We start from the raw sequence: 26,146 nt of genomic DNA on the forward strand, positions 1-26,146 counted from the left end.
GGCAGCCAGAACTCGTCTACAAATAGGCGCGTTTCGCTACGTCGAGTGGAGCAGGATAGTGCTACACGGACATGTGCTGATGCTCGCGTGAATTCTGTATGATCATGACGTTGGGCGAGTCACTTCGTGCATGACGACATCGATAGCATGCAATAGCTCGGTTCCAATTGCATCGCGACGGCGCGGGACAGGTCGGTGCCGGATTCCATGGGTAGCACTTTCAGGAACACCACGGCGGCCGCCTATCCATTTCTCATATATGCTCTTCCGTTCGCCCGAAACGGCTGCACAGGAATTCCATCAGCGCATCCACATGGGGGTTTGCCATGCTATAGTAGATCGTGGTCGCTTCACGGCGGGTTTGCACCAGGCCGCCCTCACGCATCTTGCTGAGATGCTGGGAAACGCTGGATTGGGACAGGTCGCACAATCCCACCAGTTCGCCCACCGAAGCTTCGCCCTCGCGCAGGCGGCACAGCAGCAGCAGCCTTTGCTCATTGGCCACCAGCTTGAGCAGGTCGGCGACTTCCGTCGCACGCTCGCAGAGCATTTCGGCGGCAGCACTCCAGGCCATCATCGTGTCGCGCTTTTCCCGTCATCCCGCAGCACGACATAGATCGCCGGGATGACGAGAACGGTGAGCAGGGTCGATGAAGCAAGGCCGAAAAGCAACGAGATTGCAAGACCCTGGAAGATTGGGTCGGTGAGGATCACGGCCGCGCCGATCATCGCCGCCCCGGCCGTCAGCACGATCGGCTTGAACCGGATCGCGCCCGCCTCGATCAGCACGTCGCGCAGCGGCTTGCCGGGTGTGGCGGTGTGCCGGATGAAATCGACCAGCAGGATCGAGTTGCGCACGATGATGCCGGCGAGCGCGATAAAGCCGATCATCGACGTAGCGGTGAAGGGCGCCGAAAACAGCATATGCCCGATGACGATGCCGACCAGCGTCAGCGGCACCGGCGTCAGGATCACCAGCGGCAGCTTGAAGTTGCGGAACTGGGCTACGACCAAGATGTAGATGCCGAGCAGCGCCACCATGAACGCTGCCCCCATGTCACGGAAAGTGACCCAGGTGATCTCCCACTCGCCATCCCACAGCAGCGAGGTGACGGACTCATCCTCGGGCTGGCCGTTGAGGCGTATGATCGGTTTGGCGAGGCCCTTAGCCGCCCAGTCATAGGCGTCGACCGCCTTGTCGACAGCGAGCATGCCGTAAATTGGCGCCTCATATTCGCCGGCGAGCTCGGCCGTGACCATGTCGGCGAAGCGGCCATCGCGCCGGAAGATCGCGCGGCTGCCTTGTTCGTTGCGCGCGTCCACGACCGCGCCTAGCTCGATCAACTGGCCGCCCGGCGTTGCCGCGACCGGTGTGCTGGCCAGCGTCTGCGACCATCCCCGTGCCGATTGCGGCAGGGCAATAGTGATCGGCAATGGCGTACGGCCCTGTCCACGCGGCGCATAGCCAACCGTCTGGCTGCCCATCAGCGCGCCGATGCTGTCGGCGACTTGACGTTCCGAAAGCCCATAATAATCGATGCGGTCGCGCTGCGGTATCAGGCGCAATTTGGGCCGAGGCTGGCCGAAGCTGTTATCAACATCGACGATATAGGGGACCGAACGGAAGATCTTTTCCAGTTCGGTCGCGGTGCGCTGCCGGGTCTGCGCATCGGGACCATAGATCTCGGCGAGCAGGGTCGCGAGCACGGGTGGCCCTGGCGGCGTCTCGACCACCTTGATCGAGGCCCCATCAGGCAGTTTCAGCGCCTTGAGCTGTTCGCGCAGGACAAGGGCGATCTGGTGGCTGGACCGGTCGCGCTCGCCTTTGGGCAACAAGGCGACCATCACGTCGCCCATCTCCGGCTTGTTGCGCAGGAAATAGTGGCGGACGAGGCCGTTGAAGTTGAACGGCGCGGAGGTCCCGACATAGGCTTCCATCGCGGTTGCCTCCGGCAGCCTGCGTGCCACGGTCGCCACGTCCTCGAGCGTCCTGCCGGTTGCCTCCAGGCTCGTGCCTTCGGGCATGTCGACAACCACCTGCAGCTCCGACTTGTTGTCGAAGGGCAGCAGCTTCACGGTCACGGCCTTGAAATAGAACATCGAGCAGGCGAGCAGCGTGGCGATGCCGACCGCGATCAGGAAATTGCGCGCCGAGGTACGGCTGTCGATCACGCGGTGGGCAACGCGGGCATAGAGCCGGCCGAGCTTTCCACCGCTTTCGTCATGCGCATGGCCGCCATGCGCCGTTCCGTCCGCCAGCGCCTTGCGCGCGAAGCGGACCATCAGCCAGGGCGCGATCACGACCGCGACGAAGAAGGAAAAGACCATCGCCGCCGAGGCGTTGACCGGGATCGGCGCCATGTAGGGGCCCATGAGGCCGGAGACGAACAGCATCGGCAGCAAGGCGGCGACCACGGTCAAGGTTGCCACCACGGTCGGATTGCCAACCTCGGCCACGGCCTCGATCGCGGCCTGCGTCCGCGTGCGATCGTCCGGCATCGCCCAATGGCGCGCGATATTCTCGATCATGACGATGGCGTCGTCGACCAGGATACCGATCGAGAAGATCAGCGCAAAGAGACTGACGCGGTTGATCGTGTAGCCCATCAGGTTCGAGGCGAACATCGTGAGCAGGATCGTCGTGGGGATGACGACAGCGGTCACCGCCGCCTCGCGCCAGCCAATCGCAAAGCCGATCAGGACGACGATGGAGATGGTCGCCAGCGCCAGATGGAACAGCAGCTCATTGGCCTTCTCGTTCGCCGTCGCGCCATAGTTGCGGGTGACCGCGACATCGACCCCATCGGGGATGAGCTTGCCCTTAAGGCTTTCGATTCTGGACAGCACGGCGTCGGAGACGACAACCGCATTGGCGCCCGACCGCTTGGCGATGGCGATGCTGACGGCGGGCGCGCTCGACCATTGGTCGCCACTCCGCGCCCAGCGCCAGGCGCGGGACTGGTCCTCGCGTGGTCCCTGGGTGACGGCGGCGACGTCGCGCAGATAGACGGGCGCGCCGCGCGCGGAGCGGACGGTGAGCATGCCCACCTCCTGCGCGGAGGACAAAGTGCGGCCGGCCGTGACGGAGACCGCCTTGCCGCCCTCGCGGATGCTGCCGGCCGGAAAGCTCCGATTGGCCTGGCCGGCCGCTTCGATGACGCTGCCGAGCGGTACGCCATATTGGTTGAGCTTGGCCGGGTCTGGCGCGATCCGGATCTCGTCGGGACGTCCGCCAGTCAGGAAGGTCAGGCCGACATTGTCGACCTTGGCGATTTCGGTGCGCAGCTTGGTGGCAAGATCGTAGAGCGCCTGATCGCTCCATTGTCCGGCGGCGCCGGGCTTGGGCGTGAGCGTCAGCACGATCGCGGGCACGTCGTTGATTCCGCGCACCGTGACCTTGGGATCGGGGATTCCAACCGGAATCCGGTCCCAATTGGCGCGCAGCTTCTCGTCGATGCGGGTCGCTGCGTCCTCGGGATTTGATCCCACCACAAAGCGCGCCGTCACCATCACGCCGTCATCTTCGGCTGAGTATAGACATGCTCGACGCCATCGACGCTCTTGACGATGGTCTCGAGCGGAATGCCGACAAGCTCGACGGCGTCGGCTGCGGCGAGACCGGGCGCCATCACCTGGATATCGACCATCGGCACGCTGATCTGCGGCTCCTCCTCGCGGGGAATCGAGAAGAGCGCGAGAAGCCCGACCGCGATCGCCGCCATCAGGAAGAGTGGCGTCAGCGGAGACATGATGGTCGCGCGGGTCAGCCGCCCGGAGATGCCGAGGTTCATTTGCGCGCGCCCGCCAGGAAGAGTGTGTCCCCGGCCGCAACGCCGCTCAGGATCTCGATCCTGTCGGGGTCGGTGGTGGGCGCCACCTGGACGGGTACGGCGCTCACCCGGTGATCGGCCGTCACGACATCGACCTGGTCGATGCCATAGCGCGTCGAGACGAAGCGGCGCGGCACCACGAGAGCGCTGCGCCGCCCGACTTCGATCGAGACGCCCACGCGCCGCCCGACAAGCTGCGTGGAAAGGCCGGGCACGGTCGCATCGACACGCACCCGGCCCCCGGTGACGGCGGGATAGACCTGCGTCACTCGGCCCTGACGCGACCCGTCGGGCAGATCGCCTTCAGCTACCAATATCTGCGCGCCGTTGCGCACCTGTCCGGCCAGCGACTCCGGCAGCTCGAGCCGCAAGAGGGGAGGGCCGGCGGTGATCGTCGCCACCGACATGCCCGGCGCGACGACTGATCCGGCGGGGATATCCGCACGCAGCACCCGGCCGCTAGCCGGCGCAACGATCGCACCTTGCCCGGCGACGCTGGCGCTTGCGCCTTGCTGCGCGCGTGCGGCCGCGACTTGCGCGTCGGCGGCACGCGACATGGCGACCGCCTGGTCGAGGCGCGCCTTGGCATAGACCTTGTTGTTGTAGAGATCCTGGATGCGGGCAAGGTCGCCGCGCGCGCGCGCCGCCTCGGCCTGTGCCGCGGCGACCTGGGCACCATAAGCGCTGGTCTCGTAGCCGAGGCGCGCATCGACGACCGTGCCGATGCGCTGGCCTTTTTCGACCATATCGCCTTCGCGGACCGAAAGGCTGACAAGCGTGCCCGGTATTCGGGCGAGCGCCTCGGCGGAATCGCGCGTGGTGATCTCGGCGCCCACTGCCTTCATGTCAGCGATGTCGCTTGCCGCGAGCTTCAGCGACTCACCTGCGGGGAGCGTCGTGGAGGCTTGGTCGGCCGCTTCCTTGCCGCCGCAGGACGCCAAGGCGAGCGAAACGCTCGCAAGCCAGACCCATTTCGTCATCGCGCGCATCCCCGACCCTTTCGCTCTTATTTGCCGCTGACGATTGGCAGGCCAGCGTCTCTCCATGCGCCGATGCCACCGCCCAGATGCGTATCGATCGCCGCCTCGGCCTTCACGCAACGGTCCAGTGCCATGCCGGAGCGTTTGCCGCCCGCGCATTGAAGCACGACCGTTCGCCCGGCTGCATCCGGGACATTACGCGGTGAAAAGGTCGACAAAGGCATGTTCACTGCGCCGGCGATGTGGCCCGCTGCGAATTCGTCCGGCTCGCGCACGTCGATGAGCAGCGCGGAGCCGTCCGCGAGCATGGTCTTGAGCTCCAGGGGCCGGAGCTCACGATGGGACTTGGCCTTTCCGAAACCAAACATGAGATTCTCCTTCAATTTGCTTATTGCATATATCATGTAATCATTATATTCCGTCAAGCGAGTTCTTGAGAAGTGCGAGAGGAAGTCATGGATAAGCCGAAAATCGTGGTGCTGGGCGCCGGGCTGGGCGGCACCATCGCCGCCTATGAAATCAACGCCGCGGTAAAGGGGCGCGCCGAAGTGATGATGGTCTCCGACTCGGAAACATATTCCTTCGTGCCTTCCAACCCCTGGGTCGCCGTGCGTTGGCGCGAGCCCGAGGCGATTCAGGTACACCTTCCGCCCATCTTCGCGAAGAAGAAGATCGGCTTCACGGGGGTCGGCGCGAAGCGTCTCCATGCTTCGGAAAAGCGGTTGGAGCTCAACGACGGCACGTCCATCAATTACGATTATCTTGTAATTTCTACGGGGCCTGATTTAGCGTTCGATGAAATCGAAGGGCTGGGGCCGCACGGAGGTCATACCGTTTCGATCTGCCAGACCGCGCATGCGTCCGCTGCGGCAGAGGCGTTCGACCGCTTCGTCGAAAATCCGGGACCGATCGTGGTTGGCGCGGCGCAGGGCGCGTCCTGCTACGGTCCGGCTTATGAGTTCGCCCTGATCCTCGACACTGAACTGCGCCGCCGCAAGATCCGCGACAAGGTGCCGATGACCTTCGTGACCGCCGAGCCCTATATCGGCCATCTCGGCCTCGATGGCGTCGGCGACACCAAGTCCCTGCTCGAAAGCGTATTGCGCGAGCGGCACATCAAATGGATCACCAATGCGCGCGTCGCGAAGGTCGAGGCCGGCATGATGCACCTCGAGGAGATCGCCGAGGGCGGCGCGGTCGCCAGGACCCACGATCTGCCGTTCGCTTTCTCGATGATGCTCCCCGCGTTCCGTGGCGTTCCGGCCGTTCGCGACATCGCCGGGCTCACCAATCCGCGCGGGTTCATTCTGGTCGACAAGCATCAGCGCAACCCGGCCTTTCCGGAAATCTTCGCGCTGGGCGTCTGCGTCGCCATTCCGCCGACCGGCCCGACGCCGGTGCCGGTCGGTGTGCCCAAGACCGGCTTCATGATCGAAAGCATGGTGACCGCCATCGCCGCGAACCTCGATATGATCCTGGACGGCAAGGAACCCACCGCGGAAGCGACCTGGAACGCTGTCTGCCTCGCCGATTTCGGCGATGGCGGCGTCGCCTTCGTCGCGCAGCCGCAAATCCCGCCACGCAACGTCAACTGGGCGGCGAGCGGCAAATGGGTCCATCTCGCCAAGATCGGCTTCGAGAAATATTTCCTGCGCAAGGTGCGCAAGGGAGAGAGCGAGCCCTTCTACGAAAAGCTCGCCCTCCACGTCATGGGCATCCGCAAGCTGCGGATGTGACCCCACTCTCGACCAGCAAAGGAATGCCACAATGACTCTCGATCGCGCCGTCATGATCTTCGCCGGATGTGTCGTCCTTCTGGGCGTCGTCCTGTCCCTCACCGTCCATCCCTGGTGGATAGCGCTCACGGCCTTTGCGGGCATCAACATGATCCAGGCGAGCTTCACTGGCTTTTGCCCCGCCGCGATTGTCTTCAAGGCAATGGGCGTCCGGCCGGGGACTGCCTTCAAATGAACCGATCCCGCCGGCTCGTTCGCCTGACGCTGGGGCTTGCCGCTTCATTGATGGCGAGCACGGCGGCCAACGCCACGACACTCGAGGAAGCGATTGCGGCGGCGATGCGCCATGCGCCCGAGATCGTGGTTGCAGATGCGGAGACCGACGCGGCCAAGGCGCGCCTCGAGCAGGCGCGTTCGGGACGGCTTCCGACCGCGACGCTGAGCGGGACGATCGGCTATGGCCGCCTCGATCCCCAGAATTTCTTCGGGCTGGGCGCCGCCAATGTCACGCCGCGCGCGGCGCAGGTGACGGTCGAGCAGCCGCTCTTCACCGGCGGGCGGCTTGGCGCGGGCATGGATCGCGCGCGCGCAGGGATTGCGGGCGCAGAGGCCGGGCAAAGCGGCGCGCGGGCTCAGCTCGCCATGGCCGTAACGCAGGCTTATGGCGACGTGCTGACTGCGGCGCGCATGCTGACTCTCTACGAACGGCTGCTTACCGAGACCACAGAGATCGATCGCCAGGCACGGCTGCGCTATCGGGCAGGGGAGAGCCCGAGCACCGACGTTGCGCAGGCCGGCGCGCGCCTGGCCGAGGCCCGCGCCGGGCTGGCCCGGGCGCAGGGCATGCAGGTCTCTGCTCGCGCGCATTTCACCAATCTGACCGGCCTTGAGCCCATCGATTTGCAGTTGTTGCCCGCCAATCCGCCACTGCCCGCGACGCTCGATGATGCCATGGAGGAGGCGATGCGGAGCAACCCTCTGCTCGTCCAGGCCCAGGCCGGCTTGCGCGCAGCGCAGGCAGGAGCGCGGGGCGCACGCGCTGAGCGACTGCCGACCGTCGGCGCCTTTGCCGAAGCCGGAACGGTACGCGACCAGTTCTTCCCCGACTATCGCGCGGACAGCGCGACCGTCGGCATCCGGGCGCGCTGGGAATTTTTCAGCGGCGGCCGGGTGTCGGGCAAGGTCGCCGAAGCGAGCAGCGAGGTCCGTGCCGCTGACGCACGGATGCGGGCCGCCAGCATGCAGGTCGAGGAACAGGTCATATCGGCCTTCCAGGACGTGCGCACTGCCCAGCTGGTCGAGCAGGCCGCGGGCGACCAGGCCGTGGCGGCGGCGCAGGCGCTCGAGAGCGTCCGTCACGAGGTGCGGGTGGGTATGAAGCCGCAACTCGATCTGCTCGACGCCGAGCGCGAAGCGATTGCCGCCGAAGCGGGGGCCACCCGCGCTCGCACCGACCGAATCGTCGCAGCCTATCGGGTTGCAGCGCTGCTCGGACGCCTTTGAAGCCTGGAGGAAAGAAAATGCACAAGGACTGGCCAGCCATGGCCTCGGAATTGACCGGAGCGATCAAGGAAGTGCGGCTCGGCAGTCCGGAGGTGACAAAGGCCTTCTCGGCAATGGCGCGCGCCGCGACCGAAGCGGGTGCTCTCGACACCAAGACCAAGGAATTGATCGCGCTCGCCATCTCGGTTGCGATCCGCTGCGACGGATGCGTCGCCTTTCACTCGCAGGCGGCCGTCAAGAATGGCGCCACGCGCCAGGAGATCATGGAGGTGATGGGCATGGCGCTCTACATGGGTGCAGGTCCGAGCCTGATGTACGCGGCGCAGGCGGTGGAGGCCTTCGACCAGTTCGCGGATAAGGCGCCGGGCTCATAGTGCCCATCGGACGACCTTTCCGTCCCTCCTTACGCTTTGGAGGTCAGCTGCCGCCATCTGGCCGCTTGGAGATCATACTGCGAACGAAGCTGCGCCTTCGGTCGATTCTTCGGAGCAATGCATCAACGGGGGCGCGCGCCAGTCGCCTTATCGAGCTGGACCAACAGCACCTGTTCTTCGATCCAATTCGATCCGCGACCGATCGGTTCATGCCAGACCTATCGATCCACAGGCTTCGGCGCGGGCTTCCCCGCGATCCTGCCTCAGCATCCACTATATCAGGCCGAGCTTGCTCCATCGGGGCATGCCCAGCCCGGCTTCCGGGTCATTCCCGCTGGCGACTTCAACGCCACGCCAACCCGCCGATATGTCTGCAAGCCGGAACCCAGGACCATGCCGTGTTTGTGCCTGCGACAGGTGCGGCCACTTTGACCTGCTGGAGCAAGCCCGGATCAATGCTCGCGCATGATCCACCCTGGCGAGACGTCTCACAGCTTACGGACTGTTTTGGGAACACCAATGCGCGAACGCGGCGGGCTCGGATCGACCACCTGTTGCTGAACCTATCGGTCGCCGCCCACCTAGCCGACGCGCAGGGTGGATCGTCCCGTGCGTGGCTGGGGAAGACGAGCAAGCACCCGCCGGTCTGTCGAATTTTCCCTCCAGCCGCATTAAGAGGTGCGCACGCACGGCTGCGGCGCCAACGTTGGCCCGTGAAGCAGGTCGCGACCATTCTCGAATTCTCGACGCGGCGGCAGGGGCTCGTCGAGATCACACGGCACGTAACCGACTGGGTCGCTGAAGCGGGATTTCGGCAGGGGCTGCTCACCCTGTTCTGCCGCCACACCTCGGCATCGCTACTGATCCAGGAAAATGCGGCGCCCGAGGTACGCGCCGATCTCGAGGCCTATTTCGCGCGGATCGCACCGGAAGACCCGTCAGTATATGCGCATGACGATGAAGGTCTGGACGACATGCCGGCGCACCTGCGGACTGCGTTGACGCAAGTGCAGCTTTCCATCCCGCTGATCGATGGGCGCCTGGCGCTCGGCACATGGCAGGGCATCTATCTGTTCGAGCACCGGCGACGGCCGCATCGCCGCACCGTCGCGGCGCATCTGCTCGGCGCATGAGCGCGGTCGTCCGACAGGCAGCGTCATGGCGCCGATGAGCGCGGGAGTTCTGCTGTACAGGCGCCGCGGTGCGGAGGTTGATGTCCTGCTTGTCCATCCAGGTGGGCCTTTCTGGCGTAACAAGGACGCTGGATCATGGCAGATTCCCAAGGGCCTGATCGAGCCGGGCGAGGACGCATCCGCTGCGGCCCGGCGCGAGGTCGAGGAGGAGCTCGGCATCCGCCTTACCGGCGAGTTCCATCGGCTTGGACAGCTGAGGCAGGCGGGAGGCAAGCTTGTCGAGGCATTCGCTCTTGAGCAGCAGGTCGATATCCACGCCGTGGAGAGCAATCTATTCGAAATGGAATGGCCGCCGCGATCCGGCAAGATGCAGTCGTTCCCGGAGATCGATGAAGCGCGCTGGTTCGCTCTCTCCAGCGCCTCGCCCAGCATGCTCATAAGCCAGCGTCCGCTGCTCGATTGGCTCGCAGATTATCTGCGGAACGACGATAGTTCGGCTTCGCCGTTGGAACGGTGACCGGCGCCGTCTGGAATAGCCGGCGACAGCGGGAAATGATTGAACGAGGACCGTTCCCGTGGCGCAGTAGCCCTGCCGACAAGTCGTCACTGCATCGATGATACGCTAACGAGAGAGGCTGGAGGTGGCGGCCGCGCGCTCGGGTGGGGACTGCACTAAGGCAGGAGGTGGCCGGGGGAGACGATGGTATCCGGACCGAAAGATCTATAGAGGATTCCAGCCATTTGACATTGATATCCACGCGACGATGCGTTCTGTGGCGCGGCACCCCGACTGGCTGCCTTCCGCTTTGGTCAAACCTGCCAAGTCCTGATCGTTCGGTAATGTTGCGTATACTGGGGCGGCATGGCGCCCTGTAATCGTTCGGTGAAGATCCCGCCCGAACGAGGAGAATGTCATGTCCCCGGTTCCTCTCATGAACGAGAGCCCCACCCGATCCGACGCGGCAATAATCAATTGTCCGGGAAGCGCTTCAAGGGCGCGCGGATGGAAAATCGCACTCTCCGCGCTTGCACTCGCCGCCCTCCCCCTGGTTTGCGGATCTGCGCTCGCACAGAGCGCTGTCGATCAGCGGCGATGGACGGACGCCCAGGAACGCTATCGCGCGGAGATCGCCCGCTACGAGGCGGAGCGCGATCGTTATGAAGCCGCCGTGCGCGCCGATCATCCTGACACGACCGGTCGGCGCGGCAGCGATCCCTACACGACGGAGTATGACGCGGCCCGTTACTACAGGGACGATCCCCGTTATGGTGAGCGTCGCCTGTCCGACCGCGACGAGGTTTATCGCGGATCCGATGGACGCTATTACTGCAAGCGGAGTGACGGGACGACCGGTCTCATCATCGGAGCCGCGAGCGGCGGGATTCTCGGCAACATCATCGACGGCGGTCGCCATCGTACCGCCGGTACGCTGATCGGCGGCGCGCTGGGCGCGCTTGCCGGCCGATCGATCGAGCAAAACGACGTCCGCTGCCGGTAAAACGCCCTGTCCACGGGAAGCATGAAGTCGTGACCGTGGACAAGCCGCATCGACTATCTCGCAACCCTGACGCCGTCCAGAATGGCAAGTTAGAGGCCATCATCGTGACCCACAACACTCGCGCTCGTGCCGGATGTTCCGCCTATAGCCGCCTCTGGCTTGGCTCCGCGCTGATACTCGCTGCTTCCCTCTCTCCGGCGATTTCTCCGGCCCAGGCCGCTGCTGCGGAGAACGACATTTCGCAGCGTCGGGCATTGTGCACCCGCTCGATTGCGCTCTCCGGCTTCGATCAGGTCATGGACGCCAACATCCGCGAAGCGGTCGAAGACTCCTTCCGGACGCTGTCCGCCGCCTTCCCCGACGACACAGATACAATCTCCGCCTATCGCGACTCATTGGGAGAGGCGATGGTGGCCGCGAAGGCCCCCGTCCTTTCAAGGCTTCGCGAGAGTTGCGCGGCGGCCTTCACAGTGGAAGAGTTGATGGGAATTAACGCCTTCTATGAGAGCAGTGCCGGTCGCGCCTGGCTCGAAAAGGGCCGCACGCTCATGGTTCCGGCACTTGAGAAGGCGGTGAGCGATGTCACTCCCGAGATCATTGTCGATGCACAAAGACGATTCTGCGCCCGCTTGGGTGGGTGCAAGAAAGAGCCGGCGGCATCCTCTGCCCATCCGACATTGTGAGAACGTTCGGCGATCCCGCTGGGAGCGTCTCGCGAAACTGGCCGGATGTCGAATGGTGGCGTGCCGAATCGGGTCCGAACCACCCTGAAAAGATCGAGCCCTGCGGAAAAGCACGTAGAGACCTGGACGTGCAAAGCTTGCTAGTCAAAGATCAATCAGAAGCGATGATGAAGATCCGGATCGTACAATTTGTGCAGATGCTCGGATGGTCGGTGGCGCAACGGTGGAAATGCGCCAGGCGCGATGCAGGATCCGGGGTTTCGCCTGCCGCCCACGACCGGGCGATATCGTATCGATTTTGATATCAAGCGGGAGATGAAGATGGCCTCGCCAGTCGATGAGTTCGTCCGTGTTGGCCAGCTGAACTTCCAGCTTGGCCTTGTCCTGACGGATATCGCGCGTGCTGCCTGGGAACGCTTCGTCCAGATCAGCGAAAAGATCAGCATCGAATGTTCCACGGAATCGGATGCGGTGATGCAGCGACTTTTCCAGCCCAATGCCGAAAGTCAGACAGATGTTCGCGGCGGTCAATGGGATGATATCGTCGCCGATGTGGAGGAATGGCGGCTGGAGACGATGGAGCGGAGCAGGACGGCCTGCGAGGACTGGCGGCGGGCTTGGCTCAATGGGGCAACGAGTGAGTCGCTGCTCCCAGCCGCTTCGACGGTCTTATGTCCTTGGCCCGTCGCCCTTACGGACCAGGCTGATATAGGTCAGACAAGGTCAGCTGGCGATACCTGAGAAGAAACCCGCTCGACTCTTCGCGGGCCATGCTGGTCGCAGGGACCAGCGGCGCTCACCTCATCGCCCAGACGCCCGGGATGGCTTTTCCGAAGGAACCTGCCGGAGCGAACGCAGCCATCCAGACAGTGGAGATCGACTCGAGCGTTTCGGTCGATGGCGTGACCGACGAGAAGGAGGAGATCGAACGCCGTCAGGTGCGCATTCTCAACCGACAGGGTGCGGCGATGCTCGCTGCAGAGAAGCAACGTGCGGATGCCATTCAGCGCAACTATCGCAACTATGATGAGGCTATGGTCGCCGCGTACGTTGACATCCACCGGAAGGCGACTTGGTGACCAAGCGCCTCCATGCTCAAGCCGCCCGGCAGAACGATATCTTGTTCGGCAATCGCCTCGCATCGGGAGGGCTGACAAAGCCGCGATGAATATAGGGGGGTGAAGATTTCTGGAGTTGGGATCGATGCGTCCCGCCAAGATAGGCGAGCATGGCAATCCGTGCCCTGTGAACCCGGCTTTTCAGAACTGCCAGTGATACGCCGCATTGTTCGGCAGCGTCCTCATAGGCGAGTTGGTCCTCGACCACGGCAAGTAGCGCCTGCCGGTTGGATTCGGAGAGCGCTGCCAGAGCCTGGCCGAACTCCTCGCGCAGAAGGCCAATCTCCTGATCCGGTGGCGAAACCGGCAAGCTATGCATCGCGAGATCGTTCCAATCGACCTTCCTGCGCTCGCGCCGCACATGTGAGAGGAAGAGGTTGCGCAGGATCGTGAAGGTCCATGCCTTGAAGTTGCTTCCGGTTTCGAAGCGCTCGCGCGCTTTCCATGCTCGCGACAATGCCTCCTGCACCAGATCCTCGGCTCCGTCGGCGCCATTGGTGAGCCGTCGCGCATAACGGGTGAGTGCTGGTAGTGATGCCCGTGTCGCACAGTCGAATTCTCCCGGGGTCATGGATTTCGCTCTACCTTCGGAGTTGCTTGCGACATCATTCTTTGTGTCGACGACATTGGTTATCGACGGCCGATTGACGACCTCACCGTCCACGACGGCGCGGCCACAGGCGCACTGGCGGCACATAAAAGGCGACGAGGCAGGTCAACGCCAGGAACACGAGGCTATAGCCATGGCCACGACCCAGAAGCGGGGATCTTCTTTCGACACGAACCAGCCCGCGATCAGCGCGGGTATGATCAGCAGCAACCTGGCGACCCAAGCCATATTTCCATCCTGACATCATCCACCAGGACACTGCATCCCAGCTATTGTTGAAGGTGGGCACCGGCACAGGGCAGGTGATCCGCGATTTCGAACAAGAAGTTAGCCCGGGCATGATGGTGCGGGCATACGTAAGTTTACGAAACCGCGACGGCGGCTCGGCCCTTGGTCGTTGCCGCAGATGACAATGATTCACGCATGACCATCCGTTCCCCCAACGCTTCCAACCGCCCCTCGCCGGAAATCTAAGGACTTTTGCGCATTGCCCGCAGACCTTCGATCTCCTTCTTATGCTCCTGGGCCGCCGCAAAGAACCGGCCGGCAATGTCCGCACATGAACCGACTCGAAACTGGGAGCAGCTGTGAAGACAGAGACCGCGATGGCCGACAACACCGCCAGCAGCGCATCCCGACACATTGACTTTCTCATCGTCGGCGGTGGCGTCGCGAGCGCGATCGCGGCCGAGACGTTGCGCGCCGAGGGTGCGAGCGGCTCTGTTCTCATACTATCGGCGGACGAATTACCGCCCTATCATCGCCCGCCTTTATCCAAGCAGTTGCTGCCCGAACGTGAAGACGAGGAACGGATCTTCGTCCATCCGAAAGGTTTCTACGACGAGCGTGACATCGAACTGCGGCTCAACAGCCCGGTGGTCGGCGTGGACACCGTCAGCCAGATCGTGCGGACCGCGGCAGGTGAAAGAATCGCCTACGGCAAGCTTCTGATCGCCACGGGAGCGACGCCGAAGTCTCTCGGGGTTCCGGGAGAGGCGCTCGCGGGCGTTCACACGCTACGGACCAAGGCCGACACCGATGTCATCCGCGAAGCCGCCGGGACGGCAAAGCGCGCGGTCGTCATCGGCGCCAGCTTTCTCGGTATGGAGATTGCCATGTCGCTGGTGGCGCGCGGGCTCGACGTCACCGTCCTCGAGCGCGGAAGCGTGCTCCTTCCCCATCTCGAGGCGTCGGACCTTTCGGCCCATTTCGAACGCCGTGTGCAGAGCCAGGGCGCTACGGTGCTGCTGAACGACACCGCGATCGCGTTCCACGGGAGTACGACGGTCGAGGAAATCGAAACGAGCGCCGGTCGACGGATAGCGTGTGATCTGGTCGTGGTCAGTATCGGCGTTTCGCCCACCAGCGGCTTTTTGGAAGGCAGCGGGATCGCGCTGGAAGACGGCTATGTCGCCATCGACGCGCTGCTGCGCGCGAGCGTGCCCAATGTTTTCGCGGCAGGAGACGTCACGAGCTTCTACGATCCGGTCTTCGCGCGCCGGCGCCATATCGAGCATTGGGACAATGCCATAAAGCAGGCGCGCCTCGCCGCGCGAAACATGCTGGGCCGACGCCTGAGATATGACGAAGTCTCCTATTTCTTCTGCGAGGTCGGCGACATCGGCTTCAACGTGCTGGGTGCGACCGAGGAAGCCGACGAATGGATTACCCGGGGCTCGCTGGACGACGGCTCATTCGCGATGTTCTATCTCAAGGGCGATGTGCCGCGCGCGCTGTTCTCGACCGGACGACCCGCCGACGAGACACGTGTTGCCGAAGGGCTCATCCGTTATCGGGTCAACCTCGGCTCGGTGAAGGAGCGCCTGCGGGAGGCCGACTTCGCGCTCGAACATATCCCGACGCAGACCGCGCTGATCCTGCAGGGCGGCGGCGCGCTGGGCGCGTTCGAATGCGGGGTCGTGAAGGCCTTGGAGGAAGAGCAGCTTTTCCCGGACATAGTCGCAGGTGTTTCGATCGGCGCGTTCAATGGCGCCGTCATTGCCAGCAATCCCCGGCAGGCGACGCAGGCCCTGGAAGCCTTCTGGAACGAACTGGCCGTGCTGACCTCGGCGCTCTCGCCCGCTATTTTCCGGCAGACGGTGGCCGCGGCCCAGATCCTGACGTGCGGTGTGCCGAATTTCTTCAGGGCAAGGTGGCTGGCGCCGTTCACCCCGCTGGAATGGCCCGTGGCCTGGACAAGCTATTATGACACGACGCCCATGCGCCAGCTGATCGCGAAACATGTCGACTTCGCCGCGCTCAAGACGAGCCCGGTGCGCCTGCTGATCAGCGCCGTCAACGTGGCGACCGCAGAACTCGAGGTCTTCGACAGCTATGTCGATGACCTCACGCCGGACCATATCGTGGCGAGCGGCAGCTTGCCGCCAGGCTTCCCGTGGACGGTGATCGACGGCAAGGCCTATTGGGATGGCGGCATTATCAGCAACTCGCCGCTCGATCTCGTCGTCGACCGCTGCGGCCCGGACGGCAAGCGGGTCTTCATCGTCGACCTTTATTCGGGACAGCGGGCGCTTCCCTCCAACATGATCGAGGTTCTGGCCCGGCGCGACGAGATCGTTTATTCCGAGCGGGTGCGGAGCGATCTGCACTACCGGGAGACGGTCGACAGCTATCGCAGGCTCATTGACCATGTTCTCAGCTATGTCGATCCCGCTAGCGCGGCCCGGGTCAAGCATCTGCCCGATTATATCCAGCTCATGGGGGACGCGCGCCGACGAGGATCACCCGGTTCGTGCGGACCGGCCAATCGGACGAGCATTCCTCGGGCGACTATGATTTTTCGGATGTGGCGATCGAGGCCAGCCGGTCCGAAGGCTATGCGGTCGCAAAAGGAATACTCGGCCAAGCGCGCGCGCCTTCCGCGGATCCCGCACGGCCATGATGGCTACATGGACCCCACCGCGTTCTTGCCGATCCGCCAGCGCCACAGGAGGAGTGTGATCAGCGCGATCGCAGCGAAACAGGATCCCGCAACAAATGTTAGTTTAGGCCCGTATCCGTCCCACAGGCCACCCGCGACGACGCTCGCGACCAGCATGGCGATCCCCTGAGCGAAGCTGAAGATGCCGAAGCCCGTCCCGCGCAATCGCGCAGGCGCCGTATCGGCCACGAGGCTGGCGAAGAGCCCCTGGGTCAGCCCCATGTGCAGGCCCCAGAATAGCACGCCCAGCATGACGCCGGCGACCGTCGTGCCGAAGGCGAGAATGAGATCGGCGCCAATCAGGCAGGCGATGCCTATAGCGAGAAGACCTGTCCGGCCGATGCGGTCGGACAGCACGCCCGCCGGATATGCCGAGCCGGCGTAGACGATGTTCATCACCACCATCACGCTCGGGACAAAGGCAAGCGGCAGGCCCGTATGCTGGGCGCGCAGGATGAGAAAGGCCTCGGAAAACCGTGCGAAGGTGAAGATGATCGCGATGCCCGTCGCCATCCAGAAGGCGACCGGCATGAGACCGGCATCCGACAGCCGGAGTCTCTCCTTCCCCTCGGCATGGTGTTGCGGCGGCTCGCGGACGCCGAAGATCATGATCCCGAGCGAGGCAAGAGCCGGGACTACGGCGATCCAGAATACCAGGCGGATATTGTCGGAGCTGAGCGCCATGAGCGCGATTGCGGCAAGCGGGCCGACGACGGCGCCCACCGTATCGAGCGATTGACGCAGGCCAAAGCTCGCGCCGCGAAGGTCAGGCGGCGCAATGTCGGCGATGAGGCGTCGCGCGGCGCGTCGCGCACGCCCTTGCCGATCCGGTCGATAAAGCGCGCCGCGACCACCCAGCCGATCGTCGCGGCGAGCGGGAAAACGGGCTTGGTCAGGGCGGCGAGACCGTAACCCACCGTCGTCAGCAGCTTGCGCCGGCCGAGCCAGTCCGACAGCCCGCCTGAAAACAGCTTGGTCACATTGGCGATGGCTTCCGCGATGCCCTCGATCAGGCCGAGGGTCAGCGCGGACGCACCAAGCGTGGTCACAAGAAAGACCGGCAGCAGCGCGTGGATCATCTCCGAAGAAATATCCATGAACATGCTGACGAAACCCAGCATCCAGACACCCGACGGCATCGCGCGTGACAGGGCGCGGGCGGGAGGCGATTCAGCCACGATGGGGAGGGACGCCGGCAAAACCGGTTGGGAGTGATCGCGCCGCCTGGGCCATGAGGCGTCCCGCGCTCATCCCGGTGCGCGTTTCAACCATCGCGGCGGACCGGGTGACCATGAAGGATGTGGATATAGTTGGCGCGCTCGAACGCCGCTGGATCCTTGAGGTGCCGCTGGCTCATTCTGCCGCGCACATCGGCCAGCGAGGCGACACCTCGCGCGGCAAGCAGCGTGGTCAGTCCCTCGATCAATGTCTTCATGTGCGGGATGCCATGCCGCAGCAGCGCCGAGGTCGTCATCACAGTATCGGCGCCCGCCAGCAGATATTTCAGCACATCGCCCGGCGCCTCGACGCCGGTGCTTGCGCCAAGCGAGGCCCCTACCCGCCCGTGTAGCACCGCGATCCACAGCAGCGGCAACCGCATCTCCGCCGGCGTGCTGAGCTCGAGGTCCAGTTTCAGTTCAAGCGTAACAAGATCGATGTCGGGCTGGTAGAAGCGGTTGAACAGCACCAGAGCGTCCGCGCCTCGCCGGCGAGGGCGTGCGCCATCGCCGCCATGCCGCTGAAATAGGGGCTGAGCTTGACCGCGACGGGAATGGCGACGACCGCCTTCACGGCTTTCAGGGTGTCGATATAGCGCTGCTCGACCGCGCGACCGTCCGCTGCCGGGTCGGCCGTGATAAAGTAGATATTGAGTTCGATCGCATCGGCTCCGGCCTGTTCAAGATCGCGGGCGTATTCGGCCCAGACTTCGCCGGACACGCAGTTCAGGCTGGCGATCACCGGTATTGCGACGGCATGCTTCGCGCGTCGGACGATGTCGAGATAGCGCTCCGGTCCAAAGCCGTACCCGCCATAGAGCGGGAAATAGCTCTGGGCCTCGGCCGAACCGGTCGCTGCAAGCTGGCCCTGCCGCTCGAGCGCGTGGCGCTCGGCGTCGATCTCCTCCTCGAAGATCGAGGGAAGCACCACGGCACCCGCGCCATGGTCCTCCAGCGCCCGCAGCGTCTTGATTTCCCCGTTCTGCGGCGCTGCCGAGGCGATCAGCGGGTTGTTCAGGCGCAATCCCATATAGTGGGTGGTCAGGTCCATGCGCCGCTCCCGGTCAAAGGCGCCAGATGCGAGCCTGCCCGGCACGAACCGTTCCACGACCGGCCCCATGCGGCCACGCCAGAGCGATGTTGCCCCTTGGCGCGCGCGAGACGCGTGCGCGGGAACGAACGGTTGCAGGCGACGGGCCGCGTCATCCCGCCTCGCCCGAATGGTCGCGCCTGGCTGGCGCGACAGCCGGTCGCCTGACCTCGCGTGTTTCGGGATGGAAGGCATCGCCACCGCGGTTCGCGAGCGCCTCGTATTGGCGATATTTTTCGTCAGCGACCTGCTGTGCCTGGGCGAGCAGCGCCGCGGCTACGGCCGGATCGCTCTGGGCGAGCGCGCGATAGCGCAACTCGTTATAGGCATAGTCCTTGAACGCTATCGTCGGCCCCGGTGAATCGAGCAGGAACGGCCTTTCACCGATCGCGCGCATCGCCGGGTTGAAACGGAACAGCGGCCAGTAGCCGCTGGCGGTCGCCAGATCCTGCTGCTTCATGCCATGGCGGAGGTCGAAGCCGTGCGCGATGCAATGGCTATAGGCAATGATCAGCGACGGACCCGGATAAGCCTCGGCTTCCCGCATTGCGAGCAGCGTATGCTGGGGGTTGGCCCCCATCGCAACCTGGGCGACATAGACGTCGCCATAGGCGATCGCCTGCAGCGCGAGATCCTTGCGCGCCGCCCGCTTGCCCGCGGACGCGAATTTGGCGACGGCGCCGAGTGGGGTCGCCTTGGAGGCCTGGCCGCCGGTGTTGGAGTAGACTTCGGTGTCGAGCACGAGGATATTGACGTCGCGTCCGCTCGCCAGGACGTGGTCGAGGCCGCCATAGCCGATGTCGTAGGCCCAGCCGTCACCGCCGACGATCCAGACGCTCCGCCTGACGAGATGATCGACGACCGAAAGAAGATCACGGGCCCGCTCGTCATCCAGCGCGGCAAGCTTTTGTTTCAGGGCATCGACACGGGCGCGCTGGGCGCGCAGGTCCGACTCGCGCTCCTGCAGCGCGTCGAGGATCGCCCGGGCGACCTCCTCGCCCAGGCTCGCGGCCAGGTCGAGCAGCAACGTCCTTGCCAGATCGAGGTGCTTGTCCGCCGCAAGGCGGAAGCCCAGCCCGAACTCCGCATTGTCCTCGAAGAGGGAGTTCGACCAGGCGGGGCCGCGGCCGGAAGCATCCTTCGTCCAGGGCGTGACGGGAAGATTGCCGCCGTAGATCGACGAGCAGCCGGTCGCGTTGGCGATCTGCAACCGATCGCCAAACAGCTGCGACAGGAGTTTGAGATAGGGCGTCTCGCCGCAGCCGGCGCAGGCGCCCGGGAATTCGAACAGCGGCTCGAGGAACTGCACGCCGCGCACATTGGCGAAATCGACGCGCGCGCGATCGTTGACCGGCAGCGTTTCGAAGAAGGCGATGCTGGCCTTCCCCGTCTCAAGGATCGGCGCCTTGTCCGCAAGGTTGATCGCCTTCCTGCCCGGTTCGCGCGAACTGTGCGCGGGACAGACCTCGACGCAAATGCCGCAACCGGTGCAGTCCTCCAGATAGACCTCCAGCGCGAAGCGAACCTCAGGGTTCCCGCGGGAGTTGACCGGCGCGTGCTTGAACCCTTCCGGCGCGCCGTCGCAGGCATCCTGCGTGAAATATTTCGAACGGATGACGCTATGCGGGCAAGCAAAACCACATTGGCCGCACTGGATGCAGACGTCCGGATCCCAGAGCGCGACGCTCTCCGAGATGTTCCGCTTCTCGTACGCCGCGGTTCCGGAAGGATAGGTTCCATCGACCGGCAGTTGGCTGACGCGGAGATCGTCGCCGCGACCACGCATCATGCTGGCAGTCACTTCCTGGACGAACGCCGGCGCGCGCGACGGCACCGTTGGCGGTCGTTCGAACAGGCTCGTCACGGTGGACGGCACCGCCACCTCGAACAGATTGGCCAGCGCATGGTCGACTGCCGCGAAATTCGCGCGCACCACGCCCGCGCCCTTGATCCCGTAGCTCGCCTCGATCGCGTGCTTGATCCGCCCGATCGCCTGGTCGCGCGGCAGCACGCCGGAAATGGCGAAGAAGCAGGTCTGCAGCACGGTGTTGATCCGCTCGCCCAGGCCCGCCTCGCGCGCGACCCGGGAGGCGTCGATCACGAAGAAGCGCAGCTTTTTGTCGACGATCTGGCGCTGGAGCGAGCGCGGCAGATGATGCCAGACGGCCTCCTGCCCATGCGGCGTGTTGAGCAGGAATGTCCCGCCATCGACCGCCAGCCGCAGCACATCGAGGCGGTCGAGAAGGCCGGACTGGTGACAGGCTATGAAGTTGGCCGATTCGATCAGATAGCTCGATCCGATCGGATGCTTTCCGAACCGCAGGTGCGAGATCGTCTGCGCGCCCGATTTGTGCGAGTCATAGACGAAATAGCCCTGAGCATAGCTGTTGGCATCCTCGGCGAGGATCTTGACGCTGTCCTTGTTGGCGCCGACCGTGCCATCGGCGCCGAGCCCGAAGAACAGGGCCCGCACGACATCCTCGCGCTCGAGCGAGAAATCCGGATCGACCGCAAGACTGGTCTGCGCGATGTCGTCCTCGATGCCGACGGTGAAGCCGTGCTTGGGATTGGCGCTTTTCAGTTCGTCGAACACGGCCTTCGCCTGCGCCGGACTGAAGTTCTTCGATCCCAGACCATAGCGTCCGCCGATCACCCGCGGCATGGCCGCGCGCGTACCGCTTGCGACCGCCTGGGCCAGCGTCGCGACAACGTCCTGGTAGAGCGGCTCGCCCGATGCGCCCGGTTCCTTGGTCTGCTCGATCACCGCGATCGCGCGGCAGGTCTCGGGCAGGGCCTGCAGGAACTGCTCGGTCGCGAAGGGGCGGTAGAGCCGCACCTGCAACACGCCGACGGACTCGCCCTGCGCTCCGAGGAACGCCGCCGTCTCGCATGCGGTCGCCACGCCGGAGCCCATCAAGACGATCACGCGCTCGGCGTCGCTCGGCCCGGTATATTCGAACAGATGGTAGGCGCGGCCGGTCAGCGCGGCGAAGCGATCCATCGTCGCCTGCACGATCGCGGGCAGGCGGGCGTAATAGGGGTTCACCGTCTCGCGCGCCTGGAAGAAGGTGTCCGGATTATGCGCCGTGCCGCGCACCACGGGATGCTCGGGTGTCAGCGCCCGGGCCCGGTGCGCGCGAACGAGATCCTGGTCGATCATCGCGCGGATCTGGATATCCGAGAGCAGGCTGATCTTGTTGAGCTCGTGCGAGGTTCGAAAGCCGTCGAAGAAGTGCAGGAACGGTATGCGGGCCTCGAGCGTCGCCGCCTGCGCGATCAACGCTGCGTCATGGGCCTCCTGCACCGAGGCGGACGACAGCAGGGCAAAGCCGGTCGTCCGCACCGCCATGACATCGGAATGATCGCCGAAGATCGAAAGGGCCTGCGTCGCGATCGCCCGGGCGGCGACATGGAACACGGTCGAGGTCAGCTCGCCGGCGATCTTGAACATGTTGGGCAGCATCAGCAGCAACCCCTGCGATGCCGTGAAAGTCGTCGTGAGCGCACCGGACTGCAGCGCACCATGGACGGCACCGGCAGCGCCGCCTTCGCTCTGCATTTCCTGCACGACCGGCACATTGCCCCAGATGTTGGTCAGTCCCCGCGCCGACCATTCATCGGCCAGTTCGGCCATCGTCAGGATGGCGTGATCGGGTAGATCGCGCACACCTCGTTGATCCGATAGGCGACATGGGCAACCGCGGTGTTGCCGTCCATGATCTCGGTGCGGGGCATATCGGGCTGCATCACACCTTCCGTCAGCTCGCCGCGACTTCGGGGATCATTTCGATCGCATGGCAGGGGCAGGCCTCGTAACAGACACCGCATCCGGTGCAGCGATCGTAAAGCAATTGGTAGCGCAGCCCGGGACCGAGTTTTTCGATCGCCTGCTCGGGGCAGGCCGCATAGCATTGGTCGCATTCGAAACAATTGCCGCAGGACAGGCAACGCTGGGCCTCGTAGCGGGCGTCCGCTTCGCCCAGCCCGGCCACCACCTCCTCGAATCCGGCGGACCGCGTCGCGGCCGGCAATGTGGCCTGCGCGCGTTGCTCGGCGTCGCTGTAGATCGGCAGATGCAGCATCTCGAAGCCGACGACGGGGCGCGGCTGCGCGGGCCGCGCGTCCTCGCCGCGCAGCCAGCGATCGATGGCGCGCGCCGCCTTCTTGCCGTGCCCGACGGCGGCGGTGACGGTGCGCTCGCTCGGCACCATGTCGCCGCCCGCGAAGATGCCAGGATGGCCGGTCATCATGTTCGGGGCGACGACGACCGTGCCGTCCGCCGCTACCTCGATACCGGGGATCTTCGCGAGGAAACCACTTTCGGCCTGCTGCCCCAGCGCCAGCACGAGCGTGTCCGCCGTCAGCGTTTCGATTTCGCCGGTACCGCGTGGCGTGCCGTCGGCCCCCAGCTCCATGACCTCGACCGTCAGGCTCGGGCCGGCGATGTCCCTGATGCTGGTCAGCCACCGGATCTTCACGCCCTCCTCGAGCGCCTCCTCGGCCTCGAAAGCGTGGGCCGCCATATGCGCCCGGTCGCGATGATAGATGATCAGGGCTTCGTCGGCGCCCAGGCGCCTGGCAGTGCGGGCGGCATCCATCGCCGTGTTGCCGCCGCCATAGATGGCCACCCGCCGCCCCAGTTTCGGGTGTTCGCCGGCCCCGACCCCGCGCAGCAGGCTGACCGCGTCGAGGACATGCGCGGCGTCGCGCGCGGGAATGTCGACATGCCTGGAAGCATGCGCTCCAATCGCGACGAACGCGGCGTCGAAGCCGCCGGCATCCTTCTCCGCGAGCAGATCCTCGACCTTGTGATCGAGGACGATGCTGACGCCCATCGCCTCGATCCGCTGCACCTCGCGCATCAGATCCTCGCGCGGCAGCCGGTAGGCCGGGATGCCGAAATGCATCATCCCGCCGGGCAAAGGACCCGCATCCCGGATTTCCACCGTGTGACCCAGCCGCGCCAGATGATAGGCCGCGGAAAGACCGCTCGGCCCGGCCCCGACGATCAGCACGCGCTTGCCGGAGGGCGCCGCCTCGACAGGCAGGCGCCAGCCTTCCCGGGCGGCCTCGTCGCCGAGGAAGCGCTCGACTGCGTGGATCGAGACCGCGCTGTCGATGTCCTTGCGATTACAGCTCACCTCGCACGGGTGATAGCAGACCCGCCCGTGAATGGCCGGCAAGGGATTATCCTGCACCAGCGTCAGCCAGGCCTCACGGTAGCGACCCGCCCGGGCATGGGCGAGCCAGCCCTGGATGTCCTCGCCTGCCGGGCACGCATGATTGCAGGGCGGCAGGAGATCGAGATAGAGCGGACGGCGCACGCGCACCGGACCAGTGCCCGGCTGGGCAACCAGATCGATGAGGGGTGTAAAATCCGGCGTCCTGCTCACCATCGCGATCCTGCCGGGCATATCGGCCGAGCCATCAGCTTCGCGCGGTGGCCCCTTTGTCCGAGAAGACGCTCATTGGACGATGACACGATACCGGCCGCTGGACAGCTGGGCAGACACATGGTGCGCATCGCATCATGTGAGCGTGAATCTGCTGCCTGACGACCGGCGGGAGCCACGCCGTCAGGCGGCAGGCTGCGGGTTGGCCGACGCCGCGTTCCTGGCCGCGCCGGCGAGCAGCTTCGCGGGATTCCAGGCATCAGCCAAGGAGCGCTGCCAGGCTTCCCACGCGCTGGCGAGCGTCCGGGTCGTTCGCTCCCGGCTCTCGGTCATGGAGGCAAGAACGCCTTCGCCGAGATTGCCCGGGGCGATCAGCGAAAAAGGCAAAAATCCGGCCTTGCCATTGGTCTCAGCCGGTTTGCCGACATGCGTGAACGCCCTCCCCGCAAGATCCATCCAATCCTCGCCGGCCTGGCGGGCCGTCTCGGCCATGCTTGTCGCGAGGCGGACATTAGCCTCAGAAGTCGCGGTCAGTTGATCGAGGGGATAGGTCATCGGGTCTTCTCCTGCGGTGCGAATTCAAGGGGAAGCATGCGTTGTGGCGAAACGCAGGACCGACATGCATTGGGAATGCTACGTAGGCCGGCTTGGGAAGTTTGCCGACCGGGGCACAGTCTGCGGGAGGCGCGGCGGCAACGCTATCGGCTGCTTGCGCGAACGCCGACGCGAGAGAGCGAATCTCCGCACAAAGCAACGCCCGTTGAGATTTTGCACCGATGTGGATGTGAAAGTACGCGGAAATGGAGACCGAGATGCGAACTCTCGGCATATGTGAGCGCCCATTGGGTCGGGCCATGCTATGATCTGTCAGACGACTCGGACAGGTCCGGGCAGCGTTCCGAAGGAACAGCGGCCATGAAGGAATTTGTTACCCAGACCAATATCGAGCGGTTCGAGAATCTGCTCGCGAGCGAAACCGACGCATGCAAAGCGACGACTCTTCGCGGACTGCTGGCAGTCGAAAAGGCGAAGGCTGTCGCGGCCCGGCGGAGCGAGCCGGGGGACATTCGAGTGATATCGGCGGTCCCCGTAATCTGAATCCTATCGAAAGCTTCACCTCCCGCGAGGTGCGGCGTGTGGGGCGGCCGGCCGCTGGACCGGCGATGGTTGGCGCATGTCCGCGAATGTCCTGCGCAAGCCTCCGGGGCTGATGCGATCCTCCATCCAGCCGCGGCGCACCTCAGAGCCTCAACGCGGCCACGAGAATGGGATGGCCGTTTCACCCTCCCTGTCTCCACTCGCGCCGAAACGACGCTCGAAGATGATGCCGCGCCCGACACCATCAATCGCGACGAAGGTGCTGCACCGCGTCCCGTAAACCGGATCGCGGATAAAAATCGGCGAAAGAGGTGGCTCCTGCACCACGTCAGATGGGCCGACCGGCCAATCGGACGGTTCCGTAAGGGTCTCTTCCATTAGTCCGTCCAGAAGACTCTCGGGGTGCTGCGCGCCGGCGCCGATCCAGTTGCGAAGAACGGCCTTGAGGCGAACAGTCTTGGGCCAGGGCTCGTCCAGCGCGCCGTTGGACAGACCATAGACCTGCGGCGGCAGGATGCGCCGCGTGGGACCGGGCCTGTTGGACCAGAATTCGGCCTGGCCGCGCTGGACCACGATGAGGTTGAACGGATTGAAATCCACGAGGTCCGCGTCGGCTGGTTCGGCATATCGCCCCTCCCCCGCCAACAGATCCTTCAATAGAAGGCCGCGGGACGGTCGGCCTGGCTCCGACGGCCCGAAGCCTCGCAGGTTCGTGACCACAGCAAACCGTCCCTGCTCCGAGGCGCCGAGCCATGTGCCACCCGATAGCAGATCCCTGCCCGCAAGCACATGATCGGGCTCGTCCCATCGTCGTAACGGTTCTGCAGGGCGCGCGTGAAACTCGTCACGGTTGCCGGCAACGACGAGGCGCCAATTTGGGTGCGCGCGCCACGCCAATGCTAAGACGCACATATCCGCTCGCCGACGGCTGCCGGATCAAT

23 protein-coding genes and 2 pseudogenes are annotated in these 26,146 nt (G+C 64.6%); 11 read left to right on the forward strand and 14 right to left on the reverse strand.

All coding sequences use genetic code 11. The annotated features are described in order from the left end of the window. Nucleotides 1-253: 253 nt before the first annotated feature. From BF95_RS09265 to BF95_RS09280, 4 genes and pseudogenes are all read right to left on the reverse strand, one after another. Nucleotides 254-577 carry an ArsR/SmtB family transcription factor gene (locus BF95_RS09265; protein ID WP_043151046.1) on the reverse strand — a complete coding sequence of 108 codons (324 nt, stop codon included), beginning with the start codon at nucleotides 575-577 and terminating at the stop codon, nucleotides 254-256. Then, nucleotides 574-3,791 (reverse strand): annotated as a pseudogene (locus BF95_RS09270) (efflux RND transporter permease subunit). The gene BF95_RS09265 and the pseudogene BF95_RS09270 overlap by 4 nt, the downstream one beginning before the upstream one ends. Further along, nucleotides 3,788-4,810, reverse strand: coding sequence for an efflux RND transporter periplasmic adaptor subunit (locus BF95_RS09275; RefSeq protein WP_043151112.1), 1,023 nt, complete (start codon nucleotides 4,808-4,810; stop codon nucleotides 3,788-3,790). Before BF95_RS09275 ends, BF95_RS09270 begins: the two are co-directional and overlap by 4 nt. A 26-nt stretch (nucleotides 4,811-4,836) precedes the next feature. After that, nucleotides 4,837-5,193, reverse strand: coding sequence for a rhodanese-like domain-containing protein (locus tag BF95_RS09280; protein WP_443018351.1), 357 nt, complete (start codon nucleotides 5,191-5,193; stop codon nucleotides 4,837-4,839). Between the two features lie 72 nt (nucleotides 5,194-5,265). Between BF95_RS09280 and BF95_RS09285 the strand changes: the two genes are divergently transcribed. The 8 genes from BF95_RS09285 (at nucleotide 5,266) to BF95_RS09325 (ending at nucleotide 11,738) form a co-directional block, all read left to right on the forward strand. Further along, entirely contained in the window at nucleotides 5,266-6,546 is a 1,281-nt protein-coding gene (locus tag BF95_RS09285; RefSeq protein WP_043151047.1) for an NAD(P)/FAD-dependent oxidoreductase, read from the forward strand. A gap of 31 nt (nucleotides 6,547-6,577) precedes the next feature. After that, a complete protein-coding gene (locus BF95_RS09290; RefSeq protein WP_043151050.1) occupies nucleotides 6,578-6,781 on the forward strand; it encodes a YgaP family membrane protein in 204 nt (67 codons plus the stop codon). Continuing rightward, nucleotides 6,778-8,049, forward strand: a complete 1,272-nt coding sequence (locus BF95_RS09295; RefSeq protein ID WP_043151053.1) for a TolC family outer membrane protein — start codon at nucleotides 6,778-6,780, stop codon at nucleotides 8,047-8,049. The genes BF95_RS09290 and BF95_RS09295 overlap by 4 nt, the downstream gene beginning before the upstream one ends. Before the next feature lie 17 nt (nucleotides 8,050-8,066). Beyond that, nucleotides 8,067-8,423, forward strand: coding sequence for a carboxymuconolactone decarboxylase family protein (locus BF95_RS09300; RefSeq protein ID WP_043151054.1), 357 nt, complete (start codon nucleotides 8,067-8,069; stop codon nucleotides 8,421-8,423). Between the two features lie 713 nt (nucleotides 8,424-9,136). After that, nucleotides 9,137-9,556: a secondary thiamine-phosphate synthase enzyme YjbQ gene (locus BF95_RS28960; protein ID WP_043151056.1), complete on the forward strand. Its 420-nt coding sequence runs from the start codon at nucleotides 9,137-9,139 to the stop codon at nucleotides 9,554-9,556. A gap of 25 nt (nucleotides 9,557-9,581) precedes the next feature. Beyond that, nucleotides 9,582-10,073, forward strand: coding sequence for an NUDIX domain-containing protein (locus BF95_RS09315; protein ID WP_043151058.1), 492 nt, complete (start codon nucleotides 9,582-9,584; stop codon nucleotides 10,071-10,073). Between the two features lie 397 nt (nucleotides 10,074-10,470). After that, complete coding sequence (locus BF95_RS09320) at nucleotides 10,471-11,055, forward strand: glycine zipper 2TM domain-containing protein (protein WP_327195443.1); 585 nt, start codon at nucleotides 10,471-10,473, stop codon at nucleotides 11,053-11,055. Nucleotides 11,056-11,084: 29 nt separating this feature from the next. Then, complete coding sequence (locus tag BF95_RS09325; RefSeq protein WP_043151060.1) at nucleotides 11,085-11,738, forward strand: DUF2059 domain-containing protein; 654 nt, start codon at nucleotides 11,085-11,087, stop codon at nucleotides 11,736-11,738. Nucleotides 11,739-11,882: 144 nt separating this feature from the next. On the opposite strand, the gene BF95_RS27295 is transcribed toward BF95_RS09325, so the two are convergent. Next, nucleotides 11,883-12,269 carry a hypothetical protein gene (locus BF95_RS27295; protein WP_152542630.1) on the reverse strand — a complete coding sequence of 129 codons (387 nt, stop codon included), beginning with the start codon at nucleotides 12,267-12,269 and terminating at the stop codon, nucleotides 11,883-11,885. A 239-nt stretch (nucleotides 12,270-12,508) separates the two neighbouring features. Here BF95_RS27295 and BF95_RS09335 point away from each other — a divergent pair, with 239 nt between their 5' ends. Further along, on the forward strand, nucleotides 12,509-12,817 hold the full coding sequence (locus tag BF95_RS09335; RefSeq protein WP_043151064.1) for a hypothetical protein: 309 nt from the start codon (nucleotides 12,509-12,511) through the stop codon (nucleotides 12,815-12,817). A gap of 16 nt (nucleotides 12,818-12,833) precedes the next feature. On the opposite strand, the gene BF95_RS25565 is transcribed toward BF95_RS09335, so the two are convergent. Continuing rightward, a complete protein-coding gene (locus BF95_RS25565; RefSeq protein WP_048576643.1) occupies nucleotides 12,834-13,427 on the reverse strand; it encodes a sigma-70 family RNA polymerase sigma factor in 594 nt (197 codons plus the stop codon). A gap of 82 nt (nucleotides 13,428-13,509) precedes the next feature. Next, entirely contained in the window at nucleotides 13,510-13,761 is a 252-nt protein-coding gene (locus tag BF95_RS09345) for a hypothetical protein (RefSeq protein ID WP_235209658.1), read from the reverse strand. A 310-nt stretch (nucleotides 13,762-14,071) separates the two neighbouring features. Here BF95_RS09345 and BF95_RS09350 point away from each other — a divergent pair, with 310 nt between their 5' ends. Beyond that, the gene (locus BF95_RS09350; protein WP_200866925.1) at nucleotides 14,072-16,537 is read left to right on the forward strand and encodes an FAD-dependent oxidoreductase; all 2,466 of its coding nucleotides are present in this window, start codon (nucleotides 14,072-14,074) and stop codon (nucleotides 16,535-16,537) included. A 35-nt stretch (nucleotides 16,538-16,572) separates the two neighbouring features. On the opposite strand, the pseudogene BF95_RS30975 reads toward BF95_RS09350, so the two are convergent. The 6 genes and pseudogenes from BF95_RS30975 to BF95_RS09375 all read right to left on the reverse strand — a co-directional run. Beyond that, nucleotides 16,573-17,546: pseudogene (locus BF95_RS30975) on the reverse strand (MFS transporter); the annotation flags it as partial. Nucleotides 17,547-17,671: 125 nt separating this feature from the next. Further along, entirely contained in the window at nucleotides 17,672-18,094 is a 423-nt protein-coding gene (locus BF95_RS28225; protein WP_200866927.1) for a hypothetical protein, read from the reverse strand. Further along, nucleotides 18,040-18,744: a hypothetical protein gene (locus tag BF95_RS28230; protein WP_200866928.1), complete on the reverse strand. Its 705-nt coding sequence runs from the start codon at nucleotides 18,742-18,744 to the stop codon at nucleotides 18,040-18,042. The genes BF95_RS28225 and BF95_RS28230 overlap by 55 nt, the downstream gene beginning before the upstream one ends. A gap of 82 nt (nucleotides 18,745-18,826) precedes the next feature. Further along, complete coding sequence (gene nifJ, locus BF95_RS09365; protein WP_235209659.1) at nucleotides 18,827-22,381, reverse strand: pyruvate:ferredoxin (flavodoxin) oxidoreductase; 3,555 nt, start codon at nucleotides 22,379-22,381, stop codon at nucleotides 18,827-18,829. Between the two features lie 91 nt (nucleotides 22,382-22,472). Beyond that, the gene (locus BF95_RS09370; RefSeq protein ID WP_043151065.1) at nucleotides 22,473-24,128 is read right to left on the reverse strand and encodes an NAD(P)-binding protein; all 1,656 of its coding nucleotides are present in this window, start codon (nucleotides 24,126-24,128) and stop codon (nucleotides 22,473-22,475) included. Nucleotides 24,129-24,290: 162 nt separating this feature from the next. After that, complete coding sequence (locus BF95_RS09375; RefSeq protein WP_043151066.1) at nucleotides 24,291-24,662, reverse strand: hypothetical protein; 372 nt, start codon at nucleotides 24,660-24,662, stop codon at nucleotides 24,291-24,293. 360 nt (nucleotides 24,663-25,022) lie between these two features. On the opposite strand from BF95_RS09375, the gene BF95_RS09380 reads away from it, so the two are divergent. Continuing rightward, entirely contained in the window at nucleotides 25,023-25,205 is a 183-nt protein-coding gene (locus tag BF95_RS09380; RefSeq protein ID WP_043151069.1) for a hypothetical protein, read from the forward strand. Between the two features lie 150 nt (nucleotides 25,206-25,355). Here BF95_RS09380 and BF95_RS09385 read toward each other — a convergent pair whose 3' ends face one another. Beyond that, nucleotides 25,356-26,117, reverse strand: coding sequence for an NRDE family protein (locus tag BF95_RS09385; protein WP_043151070.1), 762 nt, complete (start codon nucleotides 26,115-26,117; stop codon nucleotides 25,356-25,358). Nucleotides 26,118-26,146: the final 29 nt, after the last annotated feature.

The organism is Sphingobium sp. Ant17, from assembly GCF_000588875.1.
In the GTDB taxonomy this organism is placed as follows: domain Bacteria; phylum Pseudomonadota; class Alphaproteobacteria; order Sphingomonadales; family Sphingomonadaceae; genus Sphingobium.

Excerpts from the sequence above, each read along its gene's own strand:
- BF95_RS09265 (WP_043151046.1), bottom strand. The coding sequence starts at position 577 with ATGATGGCCTGGAGTGCTGCCGCCGAAATGCTCTGCGAGCGTGCGACG.
- BF95_RS09275 (WP_043151112.1), bottom strand. The coding sequence starts at position 4,810 with ATGACGAAATGGGTCTGGCTTGCGAGCGTTTCGCTCGCCTTGGCGTCC.
- BF95_RS09285 (WP_043151047.1), top strand. The coding sequence starts at position 5,266 with ATGGATAAGCCGAAAATCGTGGTGCTGGGCGCCGGGCTGGGCGGCACC.
- BF95_RS09290 (WP_043151050.1), top strand. The coding sequence starts at position 6,578 with ATGACTCTCGATCGCGCCGTCATGATCTTCGCCGGATGTGTCGTCCTT.
- BF95_RS09295 (WP_043151053.1), top strand. The coding sequence starts at position 6,778 with ATGAACCGATCCCGCCGGCTCGTTCGCCTGACGCTGGGGCTTGCCGCT.
- BF95_RS09300 (WP_043151054.1), top strand. The coding sequence starts at position 8,067 with ATGCACAAGGACTGGCCAGCCATGGCCTCGGAATTGACCGGAGCGATC.
- BF95_RS09315 (WP_043151058.1), top strand. The coding sequence starts at position 9,582 with ATGGCGCCGATGAGCGCGGGAGTTCTGCTGTACAGGCGCCGCGGTGCG.
- BF95_RS09320 (WP_327195443.1), top strand. The coding sequence starts at position 10,471 with ATGTCCCCGGTTCCTCTCATGAACGAGAGCCCCACCCGATCCGACGCG.
- BF95_RS09335 (WP_043151064.1), top strand. The coding sequence starts at position 12,509 with ATGCTGGTCGCAGGGACCAGCGGCGCTCACCTCATCGCCCAGACGCCC.
- BF95_RS25565 (WP_048576643.1), bottom strand. The coding sequence starts at position 13,427 with ATGACCCCGGGAGAATTCGACTGTGCGACACGGGCATCACTACCAGCA.
- BF95_RS09350 (WP_200866925.1), top strand. The coding sequence starts at position 14,072 with ATGGCCGACAACACCGCCAGCAGCGCATCCCGACACATTGACTTTCTC.
- BF95_RS28230 (WP_200866928.1), bottom strand. The coding sequence starts at position 18,744 with ATGGGGCCGGTCGTGGAACGGTTCGTGCCGGGCAGGCTCGCATCTGGC.
- BF95_RS09370 (WP_043151065.1), bottom strand. The coding sequence starts at position 24,128 with ATGCCCGGCAGGATCGCGATGGTGAGCAGGACGCCGGATTTTACACCC.
- BF95_RS09375 (WP_043151066.1), bottom strand. The coding sequence starts at position 24,662 with ATGACCTATCCCCTCGATCAACTGACCGCGACTTCTGAGGCTAATGTC.
- BF95_RS09380 (WP_043151069.1), top strand. The coding sequence starts at position 25,023 with ATGAAGGAATTTGTTACCCAGACCAATATCGAGCGGTTCGAGAATCTG.
- BF95_RS09385 (WP_043151070.1), bottom strand. The coding sequence starts at position 26,117 with ATGTGCGTCTTAGCATTGGCGTGGCGCGCGCACCCAAATTGGCGCCTC.